Source organism: Pseudomonas sp. CFSAN084952 (assembly GCF_009648855.1).
GTDB lineage: Bacteria > Pseudomonadota > Gammaproteobacteria > Pseudomonadales > Pseudomonadaceae > Aquipseudomonas > Aquipseudomonas paracarnis.
On the sequence record NZ_CP045767.1, the window covers coordinates 2,869,723 to 2,896,139 of the forward strand.

At 59.6% G+C, this 26,417-nt stretch carries 19 protein-coding genes; 9 read left to right on the forward strand and 10 right to left on the reverse strand.

Going from position 1 to position 26,417, the window contains the following annotated elements; genetic code table 11:
- Positions 1 to 116: 116 nt before the first annotated feature.
- The 3 genes from glsB to GH769_RS12780 form a co-directional block, all read right to left on the reverse strand.
- Positions 117 to 1,025, reverse strand: coding sequence for a glutaminase B (glsB, locus tag GH769_RS12770; protein ID WP_014718789.1), 909 nt, complete (start codon positions 1,023 to 1,025; stop codon positions 117 to 119).
- A 55-nt stretch (positions 1,026 to 1,080) separates the two neighbouring features.
- A complete protein-coding gene (locus GH769_RS12775) occupies positions 1,081 to 1,425 on the reverse strand; it encodes a hypothetical protein (RefSeq protein ID WP_032901720.1) in 345 nt (114 codons plus the stop codon).
- A gap of 73 nt (positions 1,426 to 1,498) precedes the next feature.
- Positions 1,499 to 1,909 carry a hypothetical protein gene (locus tag GH769_RS12780; protein WP_032901722.1) on the reverse strand — a complete coding sequence of 137 codons (411 nt, stop codon included), beginning with the start codon at positions 1,907 to 1,909 and terminating at the stop codon, positions 1,499 to 1,501.
- A 109-nt stretch (positions 1,910 to 2,018) separates the two neighbouring features.
- On the opposite strand from GH769_RS12780, the gene GH769_RS12785 reads away from it, so the two are divergent.
- A complete protein-coding gene (locus tag GH769_RS12785) occupies positions 2,019 to 2,864 on the forward strand; it encodes a helix-turn-helix domain-containing protein (protein WP_153649773.1) in 846 nt (281 codons plus the stop codon).
- On the opposite strand, the gene GH769_RS12790 is transcribed toward GH769_RS12785, so the two are convergent.
- Positions 2,844 to 3,737 carry a thioester reductase domain-containing protein gene (locus tag GH769_RS12790; protein WP_153649774.1) on the reverse strand — a complete coding sequence of 298 codons (894 nt, stop codon included), beginning with the start codon at positions 3,735 to 3,737 and terminating at the stop codon, positions 2,844 to 2,846. The genes GH769_RS12785 and GH769_RS12790 overlap by 21 nt on opposite strands.
- A 63-nt stretch (positions 3,738 to 3,800) precedes the next feature.
- Between GH769_RS12790 and GH769_RS12795 the strand changes: the two genes are divergently transcribed.
- Both GH769_RS12795 and GH769_RS12800 read left to right on the forward strand, forming a co-directional pair.
- Positions 3,801 to 4,094, forward strand: a complete 294-nt coding sequence (locus GH769_RS12795; RefSeq protein WP_020300742.1) for a transposase — start codon at positions 3,801 to 3,803, stop codon at positions 4,092 to 4,094.
- Complete coding sequence (locus tag GH769_RS12800) at positions 4,091 to 4,954, forward strand: IS3 family transposase (RefSeq protein WP_020300743.1); 864 nt, start codon at positions 4,091 to 4,093, stop codon at positions 4,952 to 4,954. The genes GH769_RS12795 and GH769_RS12800 overlap by 4 nt, the downstream gene beginning before the upstream one ends.
- Here GH769_RS12800 and GH769_RS12805 read toward each other — a convergent pair.
- The 3 genes from GH769_RS12805 to GH769_RS12815 form a co-directional block, all read right to left on the reverse strand.
- The gene (locus GH769_RS12805) at positions 4,870 to 7,098 is read right to left on the reverse strand and encodes a non-ribosomal peptide synthetase (protein WP_153649775.1); all 2,229 of its coding nucleotides are present in this window, start codon (positions 7,096 to 7,098) and stop codon (positions 4,870 to 4,872) included. The two genes, GH769_RS12800 and GH769_RS12805, sit on opposite strands and share 85 nt — an antisense overlap.
- Positions 7,099 to 7,296: 198 nt before the next feature.
- Positions 7,297 to 8,091: a class II aldolase/adducin family protein gene (locus GH769_RS12810; RefSeq protein WP_014718793.1), complete on the reverse strand. Its 795-nt coding sequence runs from the start codon at positions 8,089 to 8,091 to the stop codon at positions 7,297 to 7,299.
- Between the two features lie 178 nt (positions 8,092 to 8,269).
- Positions 8,270 to 8,479 carry a hypothetical protein gene (locus GH769_RS12815; protein WP_014718794.1) on the reverse strand — a complete coding sequence of 70 codons (210 nt, stop codon included), beginning with the start codon at positions 8,477 to 8,479 and terminating at the stop codon, positions 8,270 to 8,272.
- A gap of 196 nt (positions 8,480 to 8,675) precedes the next feature.
- On the opposite strand from GH769_RS12815, the gene GH769_RS12820 reads away from it, so the two are divergent.
- Complete coding sequence (locus tag GH769_RS12820; RefSeq protein WP_020303039.1) at positions 8,676 to 9,179, forward strand: DUF4142 domain-containing protein; 504 nt, start codon at positions 8,676 to 8,678, stop codon at positions 9,177 to 9,179.
- A gap of 30 nt (positions 9,180 to 9,209) precedes the next feature.
- A complete protein-coding gene (locus GH769_RS12825; RefSeq protein WP_020303040.1) occupies positions 9,210 to 9,770 on the forward strand; it encodes a type 1 glutamine amidotransferase domain-containing protein in 561 nt (186 codons plus the stop codon).
- A 60-nt stretch (positions 9,771 to 9,830) separates the two neighbouring features.
- Here the strand turns inward: GH769_RS12825 and GH769_RS12830 are convergent, their stop codons facing one another.
- Positions 9,831 to 10,037, reverse strand: coding sequence for a hypothetical protein (locus tag GH769_RS12830; RefSeq protein WP_003191730.1), 207 nt, complete (start codon positions 10,035 to 10,037; stop codon positions 9,831 to 9,833).
- Between the two features lie 298 nt (positions 10,038 to 10,335).
- On the opposite strand from GH769_RS12830, the gene GH769_RS12835 reads away from it, so the two are divergent.
- From GH769_RS12835 to GH769_RS12850, 4 genes are all read left to right on the forward strand, one after another.
- A complete protein-coding gene (locus GH769_RS12835) occupies positions 10,336 to 10,812 on the forward strand; it encodes a hemerythrin domain-containing protein (protein ID WP_014718797.1) in 477 nt (158 codons plus the stop codon).
- Positions 10,813 to 10,995: 183 nt separating this feature from the next.
- Complete coding sequence (locus tag GH769_RS12840) at positions 10,996 to 13,632, forward strand: Tc toxin subunit A (protein ID WP_108538511.1); 2,637 nt, start codon at positions 10,996 to 10,998, stop codon at positions 13,630 to 13,632.
- Positions 13,633 to 13,666: 34 nt separating this feature from the next.
- Positions 13,667 to 18,346, forward strand: a complete 4,680-nt coding sequence (locus GH769_RS12845; RefSeq protein WP_032901728.1) for a neuraminidase-like domain-containing protein — start codon at positions 13,667 to 13,669, stop codon at positions 18,344 to 18,346.
- The gene (locus GH769_RS12850) at positions 18,343 to 22,773 is read left to right on the forward strand and encodes a SpvB/TcaC N-terminal domain-containing protein (protein WP_153649776.1); all 4,431 of its coding nucleotides are present in this window, start codon (positions 18,343 to 18,345) and stop codon (positions 22,771 to 22,773) included. The genes GH769_RS12845 and GH769_RS12850 overlap by 4 nt, the downstream gene beginning before the upstream one ends.
- 54 nt (positions 22,774 to 22,827) lie before the next feature.
- Here the strand turns inward: GH769_RS12850 and GH769_RS12855 are convergent, their stop codons facing one another.
- Positions 22,828 to 25,722, reverse strand: coding sequence for an RHS repeat-associated core domain-containing protein (locus tag GH769_RS12855; protein WP_032901730.1), 2,895 nt, complete (start codon positions 25,720 to 25,722; stop codon positions 22,828 to 22,830).
- A gap of 129 nt (positions 25,723 to 25,851) precedes the next feature.
- Positions 25,852 to 26,397 carry a putative natural product biosynthesis protein gene (locus tag GH769_RS12860; RefSeq protein WP_014718802.1) on the reverse strand — a complete coding sequence of 182 codons (546 nt, stop codon included), beginning with the start codon at positions 26,395 to 26,397 and terminating at the stop codon, positions 25,852 to 25,854.
- Between the last annotated feature and the right edge of the window lie 20 nt (positions 26,398 to 26,417).

Sequence of the window (26,417 nt, forward strand, 5' to 3'; positions counted from 1 at the left end):
CCAGGCATAGATCCCTGTGGGAGCGGGCTTGCCCACGATGGCGACCTGTCAGTCAATGATTCTTCAACTGAACCACCGCTTTCGCAGGCAAGCCAACTCCCACAGAGAGAACGATCTCAAAACACCGACCACCCAATCCGCTCACTCAACAATTCCAACGCCTTCATCCCCGCCAGCGAGTTGCCCGCTGCGTTCAACTCCGGCGACCATACGCACACCGTAAACTGCCCCGGCACCACCGCGACAATTCCGCCGCCGACCCCGCTCTTGCCCGGCAGGCCCACGCGGTAGGCAAAGTTGCCCGCCTCGTCGTACAAGCCGCTGGTGGCCATGATCGAGTTTACCTGCTTGGTCTGGCGCGCCGTCAGCACCTGCTCGCCACTGTGGGCACTCACGCCTTCATTGGCCAGAAAGCTGAACGCTCGGGCCAGGTCCAGGCAGCTCATCTGCAACGCGCAATAGTTGAAGTAGCTGTGCAGCACCGCGTCCACATCGTTATGAAAGTTGCCGAACGACTTCATCAGGTAGGCCATGGCCGCATTGCGCGCACCGTGCTGGGCTTCCGACTCGGCCACAACGCTATTGACCAGGATCTGCGGGTTGCCCGACAGGCGCCGTACAAAGTCGCGCATCGACAGAATAGGCACGGCGAAGCGTGACTGGTTGATGTCGCAGATCACCAGCGCGCCAGCGTTGATAAAGGGGTTGCGCGGGCGGCCACGTTCGAATTCCAGCTGCACCATGGAGTTGAACGGCTGCCCCGAGGGCTCGTGGCCCAGGCGTTCCCAGATGGATTCGCCGCCATGGTCGATGGCCTGCACCAGGCTGAAGACCTTGGAAATGCTCTGCACCGAAAACAGCGTGTCTGCATCTCCAGCGCAGTAGGCCGTGCCGTCGTTGCCGTATACCGCGATGCCGAGTTGGTTGGCGGGCACGTCGGCCAGCGCGGGAATGTAATCGGCGACTTTGCCGAGGCCGATCAAGGGGCGCACTTCGTCGAGGATCGACTCCAGCAGCGCCTGCATAGCTTGTCCTGTCATCTTTGTTCGAATCAGTGGTAAACGAGGCGCGGAGGATACGTCAATGGGCGCGCAACACCCACACAATCTCTACCACCCGCTCGGCAATCACCACGTAGATCAGGATCAACAACAGTTGCAACGCCAAGTGATAACGCAATTTGGCCAGGCGGCGAATGCCGTCGCTGACGTTCAACAGCATCAGCACCGTCGACAGCACAATCAAGCCCCAGCCCGCGACGCTGGAGGCGAAGATACCGATCAGCAACTCGCGCGGTCCCACCAGCGCGTTGGTCCCCGCCGCAAACAACAATGCGCAGACCAACAGATTTTTAACATTGTCGAAAATCTGCGTGCTCAGGTCGTTTTCCAGCAACGCCAGGTACCGCGTCCATAAAGTGCACATGCTTGAATACCGAGTGGGAAGGCTCGTCAATCAAGGTAGTTCAATTGTGGACGCTGTCGAGCTTTGGCCAGGCTCAGAAATGCGCCACATCCGACACTTCTGTATCCAGCACATCCTGGGCCAACGCCCAGGCGCGATCCTTGGACTCCACCACCAGCAGCGGGTAACCCCAGGCCTTGCCGAACGTCACGGCAAAGGGCTTGAGGGCCAGGCGCTTGGCAGCGCTGGGCTCCACTTGGATCATGCCTTTGACGTAGGCGTGCAAGGCAGCCTTGTTTTTCTTCATCCAGATAGACGCGCGCTTGCGCTCTTCGTGGGCGTGTTCATGACTGTTCTCATCCACGGCTTTTTCGTGCAGCAGCAAGAAGGGCTGCTCACGGGCCAGCAGACGTTCGAAGGTCAGGAAGGCGTCTTCCGGCGCACCTTCGCTAGGCGCGTCGAAAAAGATTTTCACCACCGGGAAAGTTGAACTGTCGAGTCGCATGGCAAAGCTCCTTTGATGAGACTGATTCTCATCATAGGGCGCGTGGCGCTGGACAGCATTGCACAGAATAGCCAGAATGTTTCGCAATCCAGCCAAGGCAGTTCTCACCATGGTTCATCACCGCCTCGACCAGTACGACCCCTGCCGGGTCCGCGACGCCGCCGCGATCCCTCGCTCGATTGTTGCAGTGGGCGCCTCGAGTACGTCCGAACGCTGGGAACATACCCCTCACCACCATCAACACGGGCAATTGATCTACACCTTGCGCGGCGTGGTGCATTGTGTGATCGAGGCGGGTATCTGGATCGTGCCGCCGCAATGCGCGTTGTGGATTCCCGGCGGAGTAACCCACGCGGCACGCGGTGCCGGCGAAGCGGATGTGTACTGCCTGTTGATCAACCCGAACGCCGCCAGCGCCCTGCCCCGGCAATGTTGCACGCTGTCGGTGTCGCCATTGCTGCACGAATTGATCGGCAAGGCGGTCAGCTTCCCGCAGCTCTACGACGAAGACGGCGCCCAGGGCCGCCTGGTGGCGACGTTACTCGACGAGCTGGCCCAGGCCCCCATCGAAGCCCTGCATTTGCCGATGCCCCAAGACCCCCGCTTGCATCGGCTGGCCAACAGCTTATTGGCCAACCCCGGCGATAAATCCACCCTGGGCGAATGGGCCGTGCGCATCGGCATGAGCGAACGCAGCATGACCCGCCTGTTGTTGGAAGAGATCGGCCTGAGCTTCGGTCGCTGGCGCCGGCTGTTGCATGTAATCCTTTCACTGCAGCGCCTGGCCAACGGCGAAAGTGTGCAGAGCGTGGCGCTGGACCTGGGTTATGAAAATACCAGCGGGTTTATCACCATGTTCCGCAAGGCCATGGGCCAACCGCCGGCGCGTTACCTGGCGGACCGTGCCAGTACCGTCGGGCCGCACAGCAACGCGTCAACTATCGCCTTGACGTGAGCTGTTTGGATCTAACTTGTCGAGATAACGCGCCAATACTTCGCCAGAGAATTGGGCCTCGCGAATACCACTACCCTCAAGAAACCGCACGGTGTTGCTGCGATCCCAGGAATAATTTTCTTGGTAAAGCTCAAGGATGGACTGATCTGCGTGCATCGGGTCTTTGAACATTCCAAGCAATGGGTAAAGTAATGCTTCGGGGTTGTGTTCCCACAATGCGAGCCAATTTTTATACGGGACAACCGAAAGCGTTCGGCCATAATGCTCGCCCACCCGCTCACAAAATGCTTTGAGGTCCAGATTGGTGGATTCTGGTTGGCACAGGTTAAACTTCAACCCCAGCGCTTGGGGGTCGCGGGAAATATGGGCCACCGCCTCAACCATGAAATCCACAGTGGTCAAGCCTTCCCGCATACGCTCCAGATCGGGTACCGCGCCATACGCCAGGCAGGTGCGGATAAAGCGCCCCCACCATTGGTAGTGAGCACACTCGCCAGTCACGCTATGACAGGTGGCATAACCCAACCGAAAGGTCATTAACGGCAGACCTCGGGACGCGGCCAGATCTGCGAGTTTTTCCATCACCCACTTACTCTGTACATAACCCAGGTCATCGCGAATAGCCGGTAAGTTTTCGTCGATATCATCCTGTTCGTACACATGGCTCTTATGGGTGAAACGATGGCCCCAGCTATAGATTGAGATGGTCGACATCAGCATCAATGCCTTTGTCTTTTGCGCACCGCAAAAATGGAGGATTTGCTTGAGGCCCTCTACGTTATCTCGCCTCATATAGCTGTAAGGCATGATGAAATTCACTGCGCTTGCCGAGTGATAGACCACATCCACGCAGCGCGCCAAATGGGTGAACATGGGCCTGTCCCGTGACAACGGACGCCAAGAAGCGATACTTAAATCGTTCTCTTGGAGGTTGCCATGTATCCATCCACTCGCCGTAACTACACCGATGAGTTCAAGACTCAAGCGGTTGCGTTAGCTGAAAGCGTTGGCAGAACCGAAGCTGCCCGCCAGCTAGAGATGTCCGTCAAAACGCTCGATAACTGGGTGAACGCCACGCGCAAGGGTCAACCGTTGAGCTCGCCCGAGCGCAAGCCCATCACTAAGGAGGACAGCGAGCTTGCCCGCCTGCGAGCCGAGGTTGCCGAGCTAAAAATGGAGCGTGAAATCCTAAAAAAGGCGGCGGTATTCTTCGCCAGAGAGTCCAGGTGAGATACGCCTTCGTCGCTGCTGAACGGACTCAATACCCGGTACGTATGTTGTGCCGGGTGATGGAAGTCTCAACTTCAGGTTTCTACGATTACACGCACAGGCAGCCTCGCCCTGATCCTGACGCTCAGATTCGCATTGAGTTGCGCAGCGTCTATGCGGCCAGTCGACACACCTACGGTCGGCCACGGTTGGTCGCAGCCTTACGCCAGAAATCGTATGCAGTGGGCCACAAGCGAGTCAGCCGGTTGATGCAGGAGGAGGGTATTCACGGCAAGTCCAAACGCGGTTTCAGGCCCTGTACCACTGACAGCAACCATTACTTGCCGGTCGCGAACAATGTGGTGGCGCGGCAGTTTGCCATCGATAACCCCACTCCGACTTGGGTCAGTGATATCACCTATCTCCCAACCAGAGAGGGTTGGCTGTATCTGGCCGTAGTGTTGAGCATCCAGACCCGCCAGATCTTGGGCTACAGCTTGTCAGACCGCATGCCAGATGGCCTGGTGGAAAGTGCGTTTCTGAATGCCTGGAGCGCCTGTTCTGGCACTAGCGGAGCAGTATTTCACTCCGATCAGGGCCGTCAGTACGCAAGCAGTAAGTTCCGTCTAGCGTTAGCTAAGAAGGACTTCAAACAGAGCATGAGTCGAAAGGGAAATTGCTGGGATAACGCAGTGGCGGAGAGTTTTTTCGCTACGCTGAAAAGAGAGGAGGCTTTTGGGGTCTACCCCACCAAAAAACAGGCACAGCTATCGATCGCCAGCTATGTGCATGGGTTTTACAACAGCAGTCGACTGCACTCAGCTCTGGGGTATCGTTCTCCGAACGAATATGCAAAGAGCTTGAGGCAGAAGACTGGATAACCAGCTTCATGGCGTACGCTGCCGGGGGACAGGCCCAACATTTCTTTCCCTAAACCTAATTGCTCATCCGCCAAGTCACTTACGTACACGTGAATGCGCTTCCAATCGCTTTCGCTGATGGGCACTTGGTAACGCTCGCTGACTTGCTGCAGCCTCACCAGCCCAGCCGGCGTATTGTCACAACGAATCGGGCAATGAATATGGGCGATTGAGGTGGCCAATAGTTGGTGCAAGAGATGAATACCGACAAACCCGGTCGCGCCAGTCAGTAAGGTATGCTCGGGACTCTTCAATTGCATCGACTCGAAGCCTGGCGCGAAACACATGTCCAGCGGGAGCGCCCCATCGGCTTCGAAAGCGTGCACACGCTCGGGCCCTTTTTCTCCATGTAAAGACTGAGTGCGTCGGTGTAATGTGGCCGCTAGATCCTCAAATACCAGATGTTCATATATGTCGCGCACCGCCACATGAATATTGAACTGTACTGACAATTTCTCCGCCAATCCTGCCACGCCCAGGGAGTGCCCACCGACCTTCAGAAAGTTGTCTTGGGGGCCAAAATCAGCGTGACCCAACACCTCAAACCACGCCCTCGCCAACGTAACTTGTGGGCCCGGCGTAAAGCGTTGTATATCCAACGCTACGGTCGGCATCGCCTGCAATAGAGTCAACAGAGCTGGCCTGTCTATCTTGCCATTGGCATTGGCAGGTAGCCTGTCAAGGCGATGGAATAACTCGGGCACCATATAATCAGGCAAATCCATAGCAAGGCTGCGTCGCAGCTCTGCAACCAATCGCCCGCTATGCACCTGCCTGTTGCGCGGTACGACAAAAGCAACCAAGCGTTTTTGCGCTTGTGTACCGGTGTCTTGCACCACCACCGCCGCGCTGTTGATGCTCGGCTCTTTGAGCAGGCGCGTCTCTATTTCACCGGTTTCGATACGGTAGCCACGAATCTTTGTTTGCCCATCCATGCGGCCCAGAAACTGAATCCGTCCATCCGCCAACACTCGGGCCTGGTCTGCGCTGCGGTACAACCGGCATTTGAGCGTGGGTGAATAAATAAAGCGCTGCGCAGTCAACTCAGGCGCACCCAAATAACCCCGAGCAAGGCCCGGCCCGGCAATACAAAGTTCCCCCACCTCGCCAACTACGAGCTCGTTGAGGTGTTCATCCAGAATATGAATGCGGCAGTGATCTATCGCATAACCAATCGATGCAGGCCTTTGTAAGCGTTTGCTCTGAACCTCATTACGAGTGACGTAAATAGTGGTTTCGGTGGGGCCATAGCAGTCAAAAACACGATAAGGCAGATGGTCGACTTCCACGGGATGGAGTTTTTCACCGCAGGTGTAAAGACAGCTCAAGGCTAATCCTTGCGGCTGCCTGGCGTTCAGCACGTCATAAATTCTCAACGTCGGTACAAAGCCATGGGTGATCTGTTTCGCGACACAGAATGACAAGTAGTCATCGCTATTGAGCAGCGCATCCTGACCCGGAACATACAGACAGGCCCCTGCCGTCAGCGCGGACCAGATCTCAAGTTGGCAAAGATCAAACCCCACTGCGGCCATGAAACTGCAACGACTGGAAGACGTCACACCCAAATCTCGATTGTGCTGCATCATCAATTGCGCGACGCTGTGATGTTCGATCACTACGCCTTTGGGCTCGCCCGTAGTGCCCGAGGTAAAAATCACATAAATCGCATCATCGCCTCGGACACCAACAGGCTGATAACTCAACACTTGACTGGAGTTCAGCAGCTCGCTGACGGTTATGACTTCGGTTGCCGGCAAGGGCTCGACATCATGGCGTTGAGTGGAAAGGATGATTGAGGCCGCGCATTGCCTGGCGATATAGGCTTTACGGTTATAGGGCAGTTGGCGGTCCATCGGAACAAACGCCGCACCGCGCTTGATGACGCCCAGGAATGCAACGATCAACTCAATGGAGCGCTCGCCCTGCACCAGCACGTAGTCACCCCGCCCGATAGTGCGGGACTGCAAAAAGGCCGCAACTTTAGAGCTTCTGTAATCCAGCTCTGCGTAAGTAAGACATTCTGTCTCGGTCACGACTGCCAGAGCAGTAGCGTCCTGAGCGAGACGATCTGCAAATAAATCCAGCACCGTGTCCGTCAGCATCTCAAGCACCTCTTTTACGGGGTACGCCAAAAAATGAGAGGCTATTTTTTCTTTATTGGCCGAGATGAATAACTGTAGGAAATGACAGTTTTTTATATATTTTTACTATATGAGATGCGCCTCTGATACCAAAGGTGGCCCATCACGACCTTACAGTGATTGCTCCCACGCTCCGGGTGGGAACAATCCACATCCGACTCAGTTCTTGTAGTCGGTATCGGTACGCTCAAGCTGGCGCACCAGCGCATTCCAATGCCGCGCCACGCCCGGGCCTTCGCCATTGCTGAACACCTTGGCCTGCTGCTCGACTTTGGCCACCACCTCTGCGGGTGGGAAGATCAACTCGGTATTCCCCGCTGCCTGTGCCGCAATCTGGATGTTGCAGGCCCGCTCCAGGCTTTGTAGTTGCTGGAAGGCATGCTCGACGCTGACGCCACCCGTCAACAAGCCGTGGTTGCGCAGGATCATCACACTCTTGTCGCCCAAATCCGCCACCAGCCGTTCACGCTCGTCCAGGTCCAGCGCCACCCCTTCGTAACCGTGGTAAGCCACACGCCCCGAGAATGCGATAGCGTGCTGGGAGATCGGCAACAACCCCTGCTTCTGCGCCGACACCGCAATACCGTCGCGGGTGTGGGTGTGCAGCACCGCTTGCAAATCATGGCGTGCGCCGTGGATGGCGCTGTGGATCACATAGCCGGCGTAGTTGATCCCCAGGCCCGTTGGGTCATCGACGATGGTGCCGTCCAGATCGACCTTGACCAGGTTGGAGGCGCTGATTTCGTCGAACAACAGCCCGAAAGCATTGATCAGGAAATGCGCCTCGGGCCCTGGCACCCGCGCTGAGAAATGCGTGTAGATATGATCGGTCCACTTGTACAACGCCGCCAGTCGGTAGGCCGCGGCCAACTTGACCCGCACCTCCCACTCTTGCGGTGTTACCCGCTGGCGCACATTGCTCAAGACACTGGAAATCGGCGTGACGCTACTCATGGCAAATCTTCCTGGATGGCCTAAGGGGACTTCCAGGCAAGACTAGGGGATGGTCATAAATAATAAAAAGCACATTTTAATCTAAGCTAATTATTATATTTATTTATAAAAAGCAGCAGTGGCAGCGTTCAGGCCACCACGGGAGCAAGCTCCCTCGCCGCCAATCAACTCCGCAGGTTCAACGCCCGTTGTTGAGCTTTTCGTTGATTGCATCCGTTTGCCGTTCAATGTCCTTGATCGAGGTCGGCGTCACCACTTTGTCGATGGTGTCAGTCTTGGGGTTCGCAGGTTCAAGCGTCTGCCCTTTGGTGGCCTGGGCATTACCTTTTTGCGCGTCTTCAGAGCTGACGGGGTCGGGGGTTTTATCGGCGGTTTTATGATCAGTCACAGTGCAATCCTCCTGGCAGTGGCAGGCCCCTGAGATGGCGGCCCTATGCAGCAGAACCCTGGGAATCCGAATTGGTTCAAGTCAATTGCCGCGCCTCACCGCTGGGCAAAAAAGCGCAAAAAATTTTAAACCTTTTACCCGCCTCTCGATTCAACAGTCAGGTAACGGCATCCCGCCATTTCCAAGGAGAGACACCATGAAAACTCGACTGATGAAACCGATGGGCCTTACCTTCATGCTGATTGCAGGCTCGATTTCCACCGCGATGGCGGCGACCTCCAACGACTTTGTCGACAACGCCGCCGAGGGCGGTATCACCGAGGTGGAAGCGGGCAAGCTGGCCCTGGAAAAAAGCAGCTCGGCGGACGTAAAGACCTTCGCCCAGCATATGGTCACAGACCACACCAAGGCCAATCAGGAACTGATGGCCCTGGCGAAAAAACTCGATATCGAAGTACCCGATGACGCCGCGCTCACCGACCAGGCGAAGAAAGCCATCCTGGAAATGCGCGATGAATCCTTCGACAAGGCCTATGCCAACAACCAGGTAGCGGCCCATGAAAAAACCGTCGAACTGTTCAAGAAAGAAGCGGCCTCCTCGGACAATCCCGAGCTGAAAGCCTTCGCCACCAAGACCCTGCCCACCCTTGAAGCCCACCTGAAAATGGCCAAGGAACTGCAAACCAAATACGCCCATTAATCAACCCATGACCTAAGGAGACCCTCGACCATGAGCGCGCAACTCAACGGCAAGCACATCCTCGTCATCACCTCCAACACCGGCATCGAGCGCGACGAGTTGCTCAAGCCTCTGGAAACGCTGCGTGGCTACGGCGCGACCGTGACGCACGCCTCCAGCAAAGGCGGCACTACCCAGACATTTGTCGGCGACACGGAAAAGGACCAGACCGTGGAATCAGACGTGCAACTGTCGGATGTTGTCAGCGCCGACTTCGATGCGCTGGTCATCCCGGGCGGCACAGTGAATGCCGATACGCTGCGCCAGGATACTGCCGCACTGCGCCTGATCAATGAATTTGTACAGGCCGGCAAGACCATCGCGGCGATCTGCCACGGGCCATGGACCCTGATCGACGCTGGCGTGGTCAAGGGCAAAACCCTGACCGCCTATAAAAGCGTGCGCATCGACCTTGAAAACGCCGGCGCGGCCAGCGTAGTGGATGCCGAGGTTAAAGAGTGCCAGGCCAATGGCTGGACCTTGATCACCTCGCGCACGCCGGACGACCTACCGGCGTTCAATCAGGCGATTGCCAAGGCCATCGGCGGCTGATCGGCTTAGCGCAATGAAAACAGGCGCCCCATGGGCGCCTGTTTTTTATCACTCACCGCTTCAGCTCTTACGCTGCTGCGCCATTTCACGCTTGGGTCCGAACATTGCCCACGCAATCAACCCCAGCAGCGGCACGAACACCAGCACCACGACCCACAACCCCTTGGTCTCCCATCCGCCAGTGCTGCGCAAAACGATATTGATCGCCCAGAGTTCCAAGAGCAGCAGAACCACCGCCAATACGATCCAGATATATTCAATTTGCATGATTCACCTCCTGAAGTCTAAGCGTTAGGTCAAGCAGATGCCCCAAGGGTTCCATTAGAATTTTCCTGGCCCCACTTTATGGCCCCCCGTTGCGCTGGAGTGTCAGCAACCGGCTGTGCGTTGTGCAACCTCAACGCGGCCCGACCATGCAAGCTGCACGACCGACAAGCGCACATGAAAATATAACCATCTGATTTTAAAGATGATTTATAACCATAAAAGTTGGTACGCCTGATGCAACCTTCCTCACCACGAGGCGTGCACTTCGACACGCCCGCACACCCCCGTGAGGTTACCTATGAATGCCATCGACCTGCTCAAAGCCGACCATGAACGCGTCAAGACCCTGCTGACCCAGTTGAGCGAATCCACTGAACGCGGGGTGAAAAAGCGCACCGAGTTGCTGGCCAAACTTGAAATGGAAGTCACCCTGCACACCCAACTTGAAGAAGAAATCCTCTACCCCGCGTTCAGGAAAGCGGGTGGCAAGGAACAGGACATCATGTACCACGAAGCCAAGGAAGAGCACCGTACCGTTGACTCGCTGGTCCTGCCGGACTTGAAAAAGACCGACCCATCGTCCACCGAGTTTTCCGGTCGCGTCAAAGTGGTCAAGGAGCTGCTTGAGCACCATATCGAAGAAGAAGAAACCGAGATGTTCCCCCAGGCCAAGAAACTGCTGGGTAAAGCGCTGCTCGAAGAGCTGGGGGCCGAGATGGAAGCGATGAAGGCCGCGCACAAAAAAGCCATGGTGAAAAAACCGCTGGCCGCGTAACGGCTACCTCCTCGCAGCAAAGTTCGCGCGACAGTGACCCACAGGCCCTGTCGCGCTATCGATTTGCACCGATGATTTCTCCTCGCTCACTCAGCGATCCGGCCGACCGAGCCGGCCTGGCGCCCCATGCTAGCGTGCCATTGCCCTTGGCAGTGGCCGGGGGCTTTCAGGAGATTCATCACAATGGACACGCACTCCCCCACCTATACCCACCTGTTCAAAGAGGACTGGCACCTGTTGTGTTCGGCCTCTTCCATGGCGGCAATCGACTCCCCGATCGCCTACCTGAAGGCGTTATACCTGTTTGCCCAAGCGCTGGAAAAAAGCGGTAAAGGCAAACAGCCCAAGGTCACCCTCGACCAGCGACGCCCCGAACTCAAGACGCTGCCCCTGGACGAACGCAGCCTCAGCGCTGTGATTCCTCAACTCTCGATGATCAACGAAACCCTGTCCCGCCAGATTGACGTTCACCTCAAACAAACCCGTCGTGAATACCGCGGTCGCTCACTTGATGAGGTGCTCGGCAAGCAACGTTTCCCCTTCGTGCTGCCGTTCGAACGTGCGCATCGCCAGTGCTGGCTCGGTTTGTCCGGCAACAAGCCACAATTGGGCGAACTCAGTTACCGCATCAGCCTCAAGCTGCCCACCAGCCAGCGCGCGCAAAACACTTACGGCGTGGTCAGGCACGAGGCCTATGAAGCGCAACGTTTGCTGTCCGGGCTGAGCCCTGCCCAGCAGGTGTTATTGACGGAGCCTTTTTTAAAAAGATCAGGAGACGTACAGGCAGAGGATTTTTTTACCCAGCACTATGGCACCCAGGCGCAGCCCCTTGAGGAGTTGCCCCACTGGTTGCAAAAAACCGGACTCACCGCCGATCAGACCGAAGCGCTACTGGCCTGCGGCAAGTATGTGCCGGTGCTGTCGAGCAATGTTCTGGCAAGCGCCCTGCCAACGCCGCCGGCCAAGCTGCGCCTGCACGACGGTGCCGCGTACGTGAACGGGCCGATCACCGAGGCTGGCGCGACCCAGTCGCCCCTGTCGATCACTACACAGGACAAGGGTGCTGCGCGCCTGCGCAATACCTCATGGGAACGTTACCAGCGCCTGCACCGAATGATCCGCCTGCAACGCTGGACGCAATTGCCCTTCGACGCACTCGACGCCCTGTCAACGAGCGTCGTGCGGCGTGAACACGAGGGCGACCCGGCGCGGCCCGCCAACGACAATACCCTGCGCGCACTGGGCGTCTATCGCTATCTGGAACGCCGCTACAGCCTGTCATTGCAAGCCTTTGCCGCCGTGCTGGATGAAATACCGGTGTGGGCACCCGGTACTCGCCTGTCGCTGTACGACCAGTTGTTCAACCCCGGCCCGTTGCCAGGCCAGGCATTGACGCTGGACAGGCCGACCCTGGCGTTGAGGGAGGAAATCCCGACAACCCTGCGCCACCAGCTCTGCACCGGCCTGCACCTGAGCGACACCCCGGCCTCGTTGCACTGGCTGATCAAGCAGGCCCGCCTGCATCTACCCGCTGCTTGCCCGACGCTGACGTTTTATAGCGCGCTGTATCGCCAAACCCGGATCGCGCAGTTGTTCGGGCTGTCAGTGCTCGATAGCTACCATGTGGCGGCGCTGCTGGGCGGTAAGGATTACACCGGCCAACTGGTCAACCCGAGCCTGCGTCGCTCGGGCGTGAATGCACCTGCCGACCTGCTCGATGTGCTGATGCAAATGGACTGGCTGGTCCGCTGGCTCAACGACACGGGTCAAACGGTTGATCAGCTTCGTCGTCAACTGCTATTGGATGCCCAATCCCCACCGCCCCACGTGCAGACGTACATCACCCAACTCGATGAGGTGGTCGAACTGACTCGGCATGGCCTGTTGGCGCAAGAAGACCTCGCTGACCTGTCATTGCCCCAGCCCGAGCCTGACACCAAAGCGGCGCCCATTGCCTGGCATGCCCTCATCGTACAAGGGCTGCTGCACAGCCAACCGCTGCTCAAGCCCGCGCCGCCCAAAGAACTGCCCAATGGGCTGGTGCAGCTTATCGAAGCCCAGACGCTGAGCCTCAACCCAGAACGCAACACGGCTCTGCACAGCGATGCCAAACAGGCAGTGACCAAGAAGCTCGGCGCGTTCTACCAACAAATGCAGCCGCTTAAAGCAAACATCGACACGCTGCTCAACGCCCCCTCACACCTTGCCGGTGACGCCTCCGCGTACCTGCAATGGCGCAAACTCGTGGTTCGACAAATTGCCCGAACCGCCACTGCCGAATCCACCACGGAGCTGCACAAAAATGTACTGCTGAGCCTGCCGGATGCCGAAGTGTCCTTGGGGCTGGCAGTGAGCCGTGAGGCCTTGCAGGCCTTTGTGCTCCATCCGCACTGGCTGAGCCCGGACCACACCGCGGCCTCGCTGCTCAAGCTGACGCTGAGCACGCTGTACCTGCTGCAACGCTTTGCCCATTGCCTCAGCACCTACGGACTGGCCCAGGACCGCGTGCTCGCTTATTTGCAGCGCGCCAATTCATCCTCCGTTGAAGGCTCCGCCGTATCTCACGATGGGGCTTGCACTTCGCAACTGGCCGCATTGCTCAAGTGGGATGTCGATGAAATCAACCTGCTCGTTGAATCCCTGCCTGCCAAACAGGTGAAGACCCTGGCCGACCTGGACTGGCTCCTGCGTTGCCATGAAGCCGTCAGGCTCACCGGCCTCTCCGCCAACGCCTTGCTCAAGGCTGCCGACCTGCATGCCACCTTGATGAATGAAGACTGGCAACACGTTGGCTCGGCATTGATCGCCACAGCCCCCTAACCCCGTTGTATTTCGCCTGGTTCAAGGAATGACCATGTCTGACACCCTCACCCAACACCTCAACGAACACCTGCGCGACGCGATGCTGGGGTTCTACCTCAACAGCGTGCTGCCTGAAGAAACGGCAGTGGCCGATACCGTCAAGACCGTCGACGATGTCTATACCTATTGGCTGCTCGACCCCCAGGTCCGCCATACGGTGCCCACCACCCGTGTCGCCAGCGCCATTGCCAGCCTGCAGCAGTACATCACTGGCATTTACCTGGGCCTGGAGCCCGGCTACGACGAACAGGGCATGAGCGCTGACGAGCAGACCGAGTGGCGAGACCGGTTGCTGTCCTATTCACTGTGGCGTGCCCACCAGCAACTTCAGCACTACCCGGCCACCTACCTGAGCCCTACATTGCGCCATGGCAAAAGCGACAACTTCAGGCAACTGGAGAACCAGCTCAACCAATTTCGTATCGAGCCTGCGCCGCTGCAGACAGCCGTCCACAGTTACCTCAGCCGCTTCGAAGCACTTGCCAACATCAAGACCCTCAATGGTTATATCGATGGTGATAAAGACAGCTTTGCCAGCAGCACTTATTACTTCACCGGCAAGTCCAGTCCGGAAAACACCTATTACTGGCGCACGCTGAAAATGGCCTCGGGCGACGCGACCACTCCGCCAGCCTGGTCCTCCTGGCAAAAGATCCCGCTGTCGATTGACGATAACGTCCCCGAACAGACGATTCGCCCGGTGGTGTTCAACGGGCGCCTCTTCGTGGTGTGGGCCCAATGCATCAACCCGACGTCGTCGTCGAGGGACATCACCCCGATCGGGCGCGGTGATGTTGAATCGGAGAAGGAATACCAGCAACGGCTGGAAACCCGGATAAAGACCACCTATCTACAGTTGCGCTTGTACTTTTCCTATAAAAAACTGGATGACAGTTGGAGCGTGCCGCAGGCCTGCATTCAGGAATACAGCCTGGCACAGGGCCTGGATGACTTGAGCTCGGAAGACCTGATGAGCGCCACTGCGTCCATCGCCGTACTCGATTCAAAAAGCCAACCGCCGTCACTGTTCCTGGGCCTGAGCGCACAGCCGAACCATCAAACGGCTTCCCCGCACAACGGCGTGCATCGGCATTTCTTTCAAGCCGTACGGCTGGATCAGCACTTCAACGTCCATTGGCTTGAAACCCAGGGCAGCACTCGGCGGATGTTCTCCTGGCATAAAGAGTCGGAACTGGCGGGGCGGTACCTGGCCCTGTTCGGGCACCACAACAGGGCCAGATTTCAATTCAGGGCGCCCGACACGGTCCAGGTCAAAGTCCACTCCCTGACCAACGACGCGCCCCATGGCACCACCCATGGCTGGAACTACGAAGACAATCAACAGCATATCCGCAGTCTTTCGGCTGAGAGCGATATTCGGTTCAACCGAACAACGTCAGTACTGGAGGTCACCACCCGCCTGGCGAAACGCTTCGAACCGCACCGCACTGTCAGGTTCAGCAAGGCAGACGCACTGGTCAATTTGACCATCACCCTCAGCAGCAGCGGTCCTGCCCAGAACGAGACGCTGGCGTTAGGCCCCACCGCCGAGATTTTCCTGGAGGGCGCCAAGCTGGCAACCTTCTCCAACGTGCGCATCGACTTGACCCTCAAGTGCAATGAGACCGGCGTCAGCTATGCCCAACTTATAAAAAATGCTGCGAATCAGCCGACGACCTTTACCCTGCCGCAAATTGAAAAAGATGAAGAAAACCCGAAAAGCACGACATTCAATCTGCGCGACCAACGCATTAGCCAAGAAGCCTTCGACTATTTTTTCAATACGCCAGACGCCACCTATACCGTCACCCTGTCGTTCTACAACAATCAGGCGCAGACCAGCAGCCATGCCTACGACTTAGTACTGGACAAGGTCCAGGTCCAGCAGAAACAACGCCTGTACAAACCCGTGTTGATGTATCCCAAACAAGGACACAGCGCTTTACCGGAAAGCCCTCACCGCAATAACACGGTACTCGTCGGCCTGGCAGACGCTTCTCGGCGCACCCTGCGCGACACGTTCACTGAACTCTCCGAAACGCACACGCTTGAGGCGCAGATCGAACTCTCCCCCACGACCTTGCACCCCTACGACGAGGACTCCACTGACACGACGGCTTCCACATTGACGCTGATTCACGGCGTGTTGCTGCTGGAAAGCGATGTGCATTACCCCGACCCCATCATCCTGGGCTACGCGCTGAAAACCGCGACCTTCACCCTGCCGCCCGATAACAGCACCCCCATCATTCCACTGGCTCCGTTTATCCGGCGACTCGCAACCCCGCCCTATGGCGCGGCAGAATTCATTGACTTCGACGGGTCCACGATCGAGTCGATCGATAAGCCTGAAAACAAACGAGCGCCCATACGCACCAACACCTGCGTGGCCGGGCTGCTGGCAAAAACCGCGGGCGCAGGTTTGCATGAGCTGTTTGCCTTGGCCCCGGATGCCTGGCGCGAGCCGCCATTGCCAGGCGAGGAAAACCCCAGTCCACTGGACTTCCACGGCCCCCATGGCACCTATTACTGGGAGTTGTTTCTTTACCTGCCCTGGCTGTTGGCACAACGCCTGAACCAGGAGCAGCAATACGCCGAGGCCGAAACGTGGATACGCTACGTGTTCGATCCCGTACACCCATCCGGGTTCTGGCGCCTGCCTGCGCTGCTTACCAGTGCACCACAGCGCCACAACGCCTCTTCCCTGCCCCACCCATTGGCGACAAGCAGCGCGGTACATTTTCGTCAGGCGCTGTACCTGTTGTACGTCGACATCCTGCTCAATCGCGGGGATGCGGCGTACCGGCAAATGACCCGTGACAGCCTGGCCGACGCCAAGTTGTGGTACATCCGCGCCAAGGGTTTGCTCGGTCCAAGACCGCCGCTCAACCCGGTCGATCCCTGGGCAACCACGACCCTGGACAAACTGCAAAACCCTTCCACCCTCGACAGCACGACAGTGCCTGCGAACACCTCGCGGCTGTGTCGGTCCCTGAGCCCTGACTTGCTGCTGCGTTGGGACAAGATCGAATCTCGCCTGCACAACCTGCGCCATCACCTGGACCTGACCGGCAAACCCTTGAGTCTGCCGCTGTACGCCGCGACCCTGACGCCTCAAACGCTGCTTGCCGCGTACCAGCAAGGTTCGGTCGGCGCCAGCCTGCGCCCGTCGCTGCGCACCGCCCAGGCCGCGCACTACCGCTTCCAGGTATTGCTGGGACACGCCTTGCAAGCGGTCGACAACCTGATCCAGTTGGGGGCGACCTTACTGTCGTTGTTCGAACGCAAAGAGCAGGCCCAGTACCTGGAAACCCAGCAGCAGCAAGCCTGGGACTTGGCGAGGCTGGCCGTCGAGCAACAGGCCCAGGCCGTACAGTTCGATGCGAGGAACCAGCAAGCGCTGCTGGCAGGACGCCGCATGGTCGAAGCGCGGGTGACGTTCTTCGAACAGCAGCTCAAGCGAGGCATCAGCCCGGCCGAGGCCCAGGCCACCCAGGAGTACCAGGACAGTGCGCGCTGGGACACCGCCGCCGCCGTGGCACAAGCCGGCGCGGGGCTGGCGATGCTGATACCGAATATTTTTGGCACCTCCAACGGCGGCGTGCGCTACGAGGGCGCTTTTCACGCCCTGCACGCGACGGCCCAAGGCATTGCCAATGACAAGCGCGCCAACGCTGCCCACCTGGACCGCACCGACCTGTTTGCCCGACGCGCCGCCGAGTGGGCCCATTCGTTGGAACAGGCACGCCTTGAGCTGGCCCAGGTCGACGCCCAGCTGCAGGCTTACACCGAACAGCAAGCCCATACCCGCTTGCAACTGGGCCTGGCCCAGACCAGCCTGGCCCAGGCACGAAGCCTGTACGACCAGCTCGGCAAACGCTTTACCAACGCCCAACTGTATCAATGGCTCAATGGCCAACTTTCCACTTTCTACTACCAAGCCTATGACTCGACCCTGTCGCTGTGCCTGGCGGCCGAGGCCTGCTGGCAGGAAGAACGGGCTCAGTGGGACAAGCACTTCATTCAAACCCAGCATTGGACCCATCAATATCGCGGCTTCAGCGCCGGGGAAGCGCTCAAGCAAAACCTACTGAGCATGAGTAACGCCTACCTCACCCACAACGAACGTTTGCTGGAAATCACTAAAACCGTGTCGTTGCGCCATCTGCACAGCCAAGACCCTGTGGCCACGCGCGACATGCCCTGGGCCGCGCTTAAAGCCGACCTGGTAAAAACCGGCGCCTTGACCTTTGAACTGACCCTCAAGCTATTTGACGACGACTACCCAGGCCATTACCTGCGGCGTATCAAGCACGTCAGTGTGTCCCTGCCCGCCACGCTGGGCCCCTATGAAGACATCAAGGCCATCCTGACCCAAACCGCCAATACCACGTACCTCACCCCCGCGGCCAGACACACCGACGCTGCGGTAAAAAAAGACCTGCGCGCCAAACAGCAAATCGCCCTGTCCAGCGGGCTCAACGACAGCGGCCTGTTTACCTTGAACTTCGACAGCGACGAGCGTTACCTGCCGTTCGAATACACAGGAGCGATCTCCACCTGGCAACTGACCTTTCCCAACCATGCCCGGCAAAACGCCCTGCTCGAATCCCTCACCGATATCATCGTGCACCTGCGCTACACCGCTAAAAACACCGGAGGTCAACGATGAGCGTGCAGCCGCCCGAACTCTTGGAACCGAAGATTCCTGCGCTGCCCAAGGGCGGTGGCGCCTTCCAGGGCCCCGGGGCGCAATGGGGCGCCGTGGGCACACGAGGTGAGGCGTGCCTGGAGGTGCCCTTGCCCATTTCGCCGGGACGTGGCTTCACGCCGGCCCTGAGCCTGGGTTATCGCAGCGCCCTAGGCAACGGGCCCTTCGGCCTCGGCTGGGCGATGTCGGCAGGCGCCATCAGCCGTGATACCCGCAAAGGCGTACCGGCCTACGGTGATGACGACCGTTTCATCAGCCCCCAAGGCATCGACATGATCCCTGAGCGTGATGCCGACGGCGCAATTCAGGCCACCACCTGGGACCACTATAACGGCCTGGCCCTGGATGAACCCCACCAAGTGGTGCGCTATTTTCCGGTGATAGAAGCGCGCTTCGACCGTATCGAGCATTGGTCTTGCGACAGCGACAAGGCCGGGTTCTGGCTGGTTCAGGGGGCCGACGGCTGCGTGCACCTGTTCGGCAAGACTCTGATCGCGCGCTGTGCAGACCCAAACGACGGCCTACGTGTTGCCCAATGGCTGTTGCAGGAAAGCCTCAACCCTTTGGGTGAGCAGATCTATTACCACTACAAACCAGACGACCAGCCGCCAAGCGCCGCCAGGGACTATCGCGCCCAGCGTTATCTGGCGCGGGTGTGCTACGGCAACCTCAAGCCCCTTGAGCATCTGGCGCTGTGGCGTGCGGACGCCCTCGCTGACAAGCAATGGCACTTCGAACTGCTGCTGGATTATGGCGAACGCCACACCGGCCTGAGCCAAGTGCCGACCTATGCCGAACAACATGCCTGGCCGATCCGCAACGACCCGATCAGCAGCTATGCCTATGGCTTTGAGCTCGGCACCCTGCGGCGGTGTCAGCAAGTGCTGATGTTTCATTACTTCCCCGACGAGCCAAGCCTGGGCGTCGAGCCGGTGCTGACGCGGCGTCTGTTGCTGGAGTACACCCATCGCCACGCCATCGGCAGTTGCCTGAACGCTGTGCACAACCAGGCCTTTGACGCCCAAGGGGACGCCAGTGCCTGGCCGCCTCTGGAGCTGGCCTACAGCGCCTTCGTGCCGACGCTGGACGCCGCGCGCTACCAAGCGTTCGACGCCATGGCGGGCATCAACGACGGGCAGCATTATCAACTGGTCGACCTGTACCGCGACGGTTTGCCGGGCATCCTGCACCGCACCGATAAAAGCTGGTACTACCGCGAGCCGCTCAGGGCCCCCGGCCGGGCCAGCAGCAATGCGCTGATCTATGGTCCATGGCAGGCCCTGCCACGCATCCCCCTCGCCGATACCGCCCAAGCCACGCGCCAGGCACTGGCGGATCTTGACGGCGATGGGCATCTGGAATGGGTGGTGGCGCAACCAGGGCTGAGCGGTTTTTTCAGCCTCGACTCGCAGCGGCAATGGTTGGGTTTCGTGCCTTTTGCGGCGATGCCCCAGGAGTTTTTCCATCCCCACGGGCAACTGGCCGACCTGATGGGCAGCGGAAGGCTGGACCTGGTTCTGATCGGCAGCCGCAGCGTGCGCCTGTACGCTCAGCGCCAGGACGGCGGGTTTGATCCTGGCCAGCAGGTGCGCCATGCGCCCGACGATGAGGGACTGCCAACCCTCAGCCATTCGCCGGCCGAATTGATCGCCTTTTGCGACCCCCTGGGCAGCGGCCAACAACACCTGGTGCGCATCCGCCATAACGAAATCAAGTGCTGGCCCAACCTCGGCCGTGGACGCTTCGGCAAAGGGTTTGTCTTCGCCACGCTGGCGTTCGACCACGCCAGCTTCGATGCCGAGCATATTCGCCTCGCCGACCTGGACGGCTCAGGCGCGGTGGACCTGATTTACCTGGCGCCTGAACACATACAGATCTATATGAACCGCGCCGGCAGCGGGCTGGCATCGGAGCCACTGACACTGCGTTGGCCCGAGGGCGTGCGCCATGACGCGACATGCCAGGTCAGCTTTGCCGACCTTCAAGGCCTGGGCTGTTCCAGCCTGATCCTGAGCGTGCCGCACATGACACCCCAGCACTGGCGGTATGACTTCGTCAGTCTCAAACCGTATTTGTTAACCGCCACGCTCAACAACCGGGGGGCCACCACCCAACTGAGCTACCGCAGCAGCGCCCAGGAATGGCTCGACGAAAAACAGCACGGGCAAACCCTGGGAGTGCCTCGAGGCAGTAGCCTTGCGTTCCCGGTACAGGTGGTCAAGCGACAACAGCAAAAGGATCTGGTCAGCCGTAACCGCTCCACCCAGTATTTTCGTTACCGGCAAGCCTGCTACGACCGTGAGGAACGCCAGTTCATCGGCTTTGGCCTGGTGTTGCACACCGAACAACCTCCTACGGCCGATGCGCCGCCTGGGGTGTTGACCAAACGCTGGTTCCACACCTTTGAGCCCTCGCAGGAGGCTTTTTACCCGGGCGACCCGCAGGCGCCCGCGCTGGGGCCAACCCTGCTGGGCCAGTTGGAGGCCGGGCGCACAGGAGATACGCTGATCGCTACGCCCGGCGCAACCACCCGCCGCGCGATGCAGCGTGCATTGGCGGGTAGCCTGCTGCGTGAAGAGGTATATGCAGCCGCCGACTCGCCACCACAAGCAGTGCCGTATTCGGTGCAGCAACAGCGCTATTTCATACGCCAACTAAGCCCGTCGGCCAAGGCCGGCGAACCGGCGGTGCTGCTGCCACTGTTGCTGGAGTCGCTGACCTGTCGCTACGAGCGCCAACCGGGCGACCCATGCTGTCGGCATATCCTCAATCTGCGCTGGGACTGCTACGCCGGCAATCTGCACAGCGTGGTGGTCGACTACGCTCGTCGCAAGACAGCCAGCGACGCCCCACCGCCGGGGCCGGCCCACGAGCAGCAGTGGTGGCGTGACGCGCATGATTCGGCGCAGCAGGCGTATTACCTCAACGAAACCCGCGCCCGCTTCATTCACCTTGACGCCGCGCAGCGCTGGCGCTTGCACTTGCCGTACCAGCAACGACGCAACGTGCTGGTCCTGAGCAAAGAGGCGTTAGCAATTGAAAAAATAAGCTATGAACACTTCATTGCGCAGGGCCCGTCCGCTCCACTGGGAACAGCGGCCGAACGCAAGTTGGGGGGGCTGTCGGTGCAGCATTACTGCGTGGCGGAGCACACCGCCCCCTTGCCGGCCGGCACCGCAAGTTTTCAGGCGCTGCCCGCCTATATCGAGACAGCCGAACTCGATCAGCAAGCGCTGGAGGTGTATGAGGGCCGCCCTGTCGCTGCCACGCTGAGTGCACAGCACTATCGGGCCATGGCCGCGTTCCTGTCACCGGCCCCCGGGCAGGACGAGGCTATCACCCTGTGGTCGCTCGGCCAGGGGTACACCCGTTACGGCCAGGCTGAAATGTTCTATCGGCCTCGTCGGCATCAGGCGAGCCTGAGCCATGGGTTCACGCAGTCCGAGTACGACCGCTATGGGCTGTACATCATCAAGGTGCAATTGGCGGACGGCTGCACGACCCAGGCGCAGTACGACTACCGTCTTGGCCTGCCGGTGACGGTGACTGACGCACAGCGTACGCAACGCTACGCGCACTACGACGCCCACGGGCAGCTGCTGGCGACCGGCCTCAAGGGAGAGGAGCAAGGAAAGCCCGTCGGCCATGACGCCCAAACGCCCTTCATCCGCACGCCCGATACGGGCCCGGCGCAGGCCCTGGCTGATCCGAAAGCGGCGTTGTTCAACGCTCAAAGCGCGTGTTTCTACGACGTGTTCAGTTGGATGGGGCACATTCCACCCGCCAGCATCCAGGCGCAATGGGTAAGCAACGGTTACCTGCTGCCCAGCGGGCACATTCGTGCCTCGGCGTTGGCACGCCTGAACAGCCTGAGCGCTGCGCTCCCCCATCATCAAACCCTCAAGCGCCTGATTCAGGCGGCCAGGCAAGTGCCGGTGCACGTCGTGGTACTGCACGCCGACCGTTGGCAAGGCACGTCGCCAACCCCGCAGATTCAGGTCGCTCTCGCCTTCAGCGACGGCTTTGGCCGCGTGCGGCAAACCCAGGAAAAGGCGCAACCAGGCCCGGCCTTTGCAGTCGATGACGCCGGTATGTTGAGCGCGGGTGCCGAGCCAATCGACGCCACTCGCCGTTGGCGGATCAGCGGCCGTGTGGAGTATGACAATCAAGGTTGCCGGGCGCGCACCTGGCGACCTTACTTTGCCGACCGTGCTGGCTATATCGACGATGCGGCCTTCAACACCTTGCGCCCCAGCGAGCAACATTTTCATGACGCGTTGGGACGCCCGGTGCGCGTGGTCAATGCCAACGGCGACACACGGCGCCAGACCTACTGCGCCTGGTACAGTATCGCTGAGGACGAAAACGACACGCACGCGCCGGACTGACAACAGAGCCGGGCCGTTACACGGCCCGTGCTCTTTGGCCTGACGTTAAGCGTATTAACGGCGGTGAGGGTTCATCACCCTGACCGCCCGATAATTGAGCCCGCTGATGTGCTGAATCATCACTCGATAGGCGCCACGACCGCGCTGCCCGCGATAGCCCGGCAAGTCAAAACTACGGACATTCTGCCCGCCCGCCATGGCATGCCCGGTATGAAAGTCCAGGGTGCGGGCTTCCAGGCGGTTGATCACATTCCTGATAATCCCTCCCCCTACGCCACGCAGCTCATTGAGAACAGGCTCAACGTCAATCACGAGTCGCTCAGGTTCCAGCCCGGAGGAAGGTCCTGAGCTTACCGGTGGCGCGGCGGGCTCTTCAGAAGCGGAGCCTCGGCGACCCACGCTCGTGACCCTGGTTTGCGGTTGTACTTCGGTGTGGGTCAGCCCAGCCGCAGGAAGCGGGCCGGCGCCCACCTTGCGTGCCGGGGCACGAAGTTCTATCCCGACAAACCCCAACCTCGCAAGCGTAAAACTAGGGTTACGCTCCGTTTGTGAGGCTATTTCAGCCTGCTCCCGGTGCTCGGTGGGCCCAATGTACCCATAGAGCCCGCCCCGCGCTGCCGGCGTCAGCCCGTAGGACAGGCGCTTAGTGTCTGCGGTGGCCAGTCGGTGTTCCAGAAAAAAGTCCGCCAACTCGCTGACTTCATGTTCGGTAGCGCCATGCCGATGGCCCAGCTCTTGCGCACCGGCCAATGCGGACTGCGCATAGAACGCTCTGCGCCGAACGTCAGTAGTGCTGAGCCGTTGATGCGCGTAAAAGGCGACACCCACCACTCCTGAAATCAGCCCAAAGTAAGCCAGCTCAACCCTGTATCCAACCTCTATACCAATCCCATGCCCGATCAACAACACCAGGAGCAGAACCGTCACCACCTCCAGCATCGAGCGGCGCTGCAAACCGTCTTCGTCTACATAACCCATGGGGTTGTTCCCCACCATCGCATACAGGTTCAACCCATCCACATCCCCCGCTGGGTCAGCGCTGATCCACCGCAACAACCACGGCGCGTAGTACCTGAAGCCGTAGTAATACAACCCGCTGGCGTCGCGCTCCTTGCCCGAATAACGTCGGGTTTTATAGTTCGCCTCCAAGGCGCTTTTTGCCGCCCACCAGGCGGTTGCGCCGAAAGGGTAATAACTTTCCTGGCTCAACAGGCCGGCTGCCTCGTCCAGCTCCAGGGTACTGCTGCCCAAATGGTCGTCGAGACTGAAGCGCAGTTGCTCATCCGGCATTTCCTCGGGACGCTGCCGTTCCCACTGTAACCCTCTGACCGAATAGCGCCCGCCCGGAGCGAGCATCACGTTCAACCACTCGCCATCCGGCCCGTGGCGATGCAGCTCCAGCCCTGGCAGATAAAGCACTTCATGGGTGTGAGTCTGCGTCTTGCCATGTGCCACGCGACGCTTGATGACTCGCTGGCCGGCGCCGTCGTACAGATACACCTCATCGTCATGTTCGCCATTGTCACGCAGCACCTGCGCGACGCGAACCAACTGGTTGCGTCCATTCCAGGTCAATGCCTGACCAGGCGCCAGAGCCTGGAGATTGCCACGTTGGTCGAAGCCGTTACCCAGGCCCGGCGCCTTTGCGCCCTCGCGGGCAATCACGCTGTGATTACTGTGTTCGCCCACCTGCATCCGTTGGGTATAACCGCTGCCGGTGCTGGGCACATGGCGCATCTGCGTCAGATTACCGGCCGAGTCGTAGGCATAGTGGCGGGTGTAGCTGCCCCAGAGACTGTCGTCTGTGGCGCCGAACGTGATTCGGCCCGGCAGTGCGGATGCGCCAGTATTGCGCGCGTTTTCACGGCCAGTGGCCTTGATCAATCGCGACAGGCTGTCGTATTCGAATGTGCTTACTGCCTCCACCTGCACGTTGCTGGCCCAGCGGGTCGGCTGCGCCGCATCGCGGATGCGCAACACATTGCCGACCCGGTCGTAGCTATAGAAGAGGTCTTGCAGGCGCTTGCCTGCCGAATCCTTGAGGTGGGCGCTCAAGCGTGTCAAACGTCCATCGGTGTCCGAATACTCGGCAACGCTGACCACGCCATTACCCAGGCGTTCGCTCAACACCTGGCCCGAGGCGTTGACGCTGCGTTGATCCACCAGGGTCTTGCGCGCTCCGCTTTTGAACAGGATCTCGCTTTTCGTCAATTGGCCGTCGACACCGTATTGAGATTGCTGGCGATTGCCGCGCGCGTCGACCTGCTCCAGACGTTGCCCCAGCGCATCGTGCTGCCAAGTGGTGGTGAAGGTCTGGGCTTGCAACTGTGCATCCCGCTCACTCATGGGCAGCGGCCAGTCGGGCGCGGTGTGCGACGTGCAAAGGCGCCGGGTTTGCTCGGTGATGTTGCCTTGCACGTCGTAGCGCTCAACGAGCAAAGTGCCTGCCGGGTCATCGTGACGAATCATGCGCCCACAACGATTGCGCGCCGCCTCCGTAGACGTCATGCCCGCGTAGCTCATGCGCTCGACACAGCGTTCAACCGCCACCTCCTCCGTGCGCTCGAATACCGCCACGGGGCGCAGCAACGGGTCGTATTCGAACCGCTGGCGCGTGCCTCGACTGTCCCACTGTTGCACGACCTGGCCGCCACTGCCGAGCAAGCGCATCTGACGGCCCGCATCCACGCTGTCGGTGCTCAGCACTTGCCCGCCCAAACTATAACGATGAGACAGATTGGGCGGCACGTCGGGGTCGGCAGCGTGCAACTCAAACAACCTGGGGTCCCACTGTTGCTGCAACAGGCCGCGAGCGTCGAACACCTGCCGCGTGACCTGCGCGCTGGGTGATTGCTGCGCGGTATTGCGAGGGTACGCCACGCTGCGCACGGTCAACCCTCGCGGGTCGACCACCGTCAGCGTGGGCGTGTTGTGATGCAAAGAAGACATAACCTGATGACCTGAAAACCAAAGAAGCCTAGAGCCTAGTCATCAAGTCGGTGCCAGCCTGCGGGCCCCGCACGCTGCGCCGTGTGCGGCGCTTCCGAGGGTGTCGTGAGGCTTACCGGACGCGGCGCTTCATGGCACCGGCAGCCAACCGCTGAAAGCGCCTTGGGCATCCAACGGGCACCAGGCAAAGTCCCAGGCGGGCGGCGGCAATGCCGGTCGCGGCGCGGCTATCGAAGGGTGATGCTTCCAGTCGAACAGCGTGCAATCGCGCCAGCTCAGGACAATGCCTGCCGACGGGCTGTCGTCCGTCAGCACCCAGCGCGCAGCAGCGGCGGCCATGAAGGCTTCGATCGGTTCCTCATCAATCTGTGTGCGGTACGCCGAACTCAGCAACCAGCGGCATACGTTCAGATGGTAGGTCCAGTCCAGCGGCGGCTGGTTGCGATAGGCCCAGGTCATGAAGGCGCGAAACAGGTTCAAGCCCTCCGGTGGGTCGAGCTTGAGCAACGCCGGACAGATGTCGAACAAGGTATGCCAGTGAGGCAGCAGGCGTGCATCCAGGTGCACGAAGCAGCGCGAATTACTCGGGTAATCAGGCAGCGCCGGTTGCGCACGCAGGCGCCGCGACGCCTTACTGACCAGGCGGCTGGCGCCGGCAGGCAATTGAGGGTTCATAGAGTGTTCTCACAATCGTG

Excerpts from the sequence above, each read along its gene's own strand:
- GH769_RS12780 (WP_032901722.1), bottom strand. The coding sequence starts at position 1,909 with ATGCGACTCGACAGTTCAACTTTCCCGGTGGTGAAAATCTTTTTCGAC.
- GH769_RS12835 (WP_014718797.1), top strand. The coding sequence starts at position 10,336 with ATGAATGCCATCGACCTGCTCAAAGCCGACCATGAACGCGTCAAGACC.
- GH769_RS12860 (WP_014718802.1), bottom strand. The coding sequence starts at position 26,397 with ATGAACCCTCAATTGCCTGCCGGCGCCAGCCGCCTGGTCAGTAAGGCG.
- GH769_RS12795 (WP_020300742.1), top strand. The coding sequence starts at position 3,801 with ATGTATCCATCCACTCGCCGTAACTACACCGATGAGTTCAAGACTCAA.
- GH769_RS12825 (WP_020303040.1), top strand. The coding sequence starts at position 9,210 with ATGAGCGCGCAACTCAACGGCAAGCACATCCTCGTCATCACCTCCAAC.
- GH769_RS12850 (WP_153649776.1), top strand. The coding sequence starts at position 18,343 with ATGAGCGTGCAGCCGCCCGAACTCTTGGAACCGAAGATTCCTGCGCTG.
- GH769_RS12840 (WP_108538511.1), top strand. The coding sequence starts at position 10,996 with ATGGACACGCACTCCCCCACCTATACCCACCTGTTCAAAGAGGACTGG.
- GH769_RS12810 (WP_014718793.1), bottom strand. The coding sequence starts at position 8,091 with ATGAGTAGCGTCACGCCGATTTCCAGTGTCTTGAGCAATGTGCGCCAG.
- GH769_RS12785 (WP_153649773.1), top strand. The coding sequence starts at position 2,019 with ATGGTTCATCACCGCCTCGACCAGTACGACCCCTGCCGGGTCCGCGAC.
- glsB (WP_014718789.1), bottom strand. The coding sequence starts at position 1,025 with ATGCAGGCGCTGCTGGAGTCGATCCTCGACGAAGTGCGCCCCTTGATC.
- GH769_RS12845 (WP_032901728.1), top strand. The coding sequence starts at position 13,667 with ATGTCTGACACCCTCACCCAACACCTCAACGAACACCTGCGCGACGCG.
- GH769_RS12820 (WP_020303039.1), top strand. The coding sequence starts at position 8,676 with ATGAAAACTCGACTGATGAAACCGATGGGCCTTACCTTCATGCTGATT.
- GH769_RS12830 (WP_003191730.1), bottom strand. The coding sequence starts at position 10,037 with ATGCAAATTGAATATATCTGGATCGTATTGGCGGTGGTTCTGCTGCTC.
- GH769_RS12790 (WP_153649774.1), bottom strand. The coding sequence starts at position 3,737 with ATGTTCACCCATTTGGCGCGCTGCGTGGATGTGGTCTATCACTCGGCA.
- GH769_RS12805 (WP_153649775.1), bottom strand. The coding sequence starts at position 7,098 with ATGCTGACGGACACGGTGCTGGATTTATTTGCAGATCGTCTCGCTCAG.
- GH769_RS12775 (WP_032901720.1), bottom strand. The coding sequence starts at position 1,425 with ATGTGCACTTTATGGACGCGGTACCTGGCGTTGCTGGAAAACGACCTG.
- GH769_RS12855 (WP_032901730.1), bottom strand. The coding sequence starts at position 25,722 with ATGTCTTCTTTGCATCACAACACGCCCACGCTGACGGTGGTCGACCCG.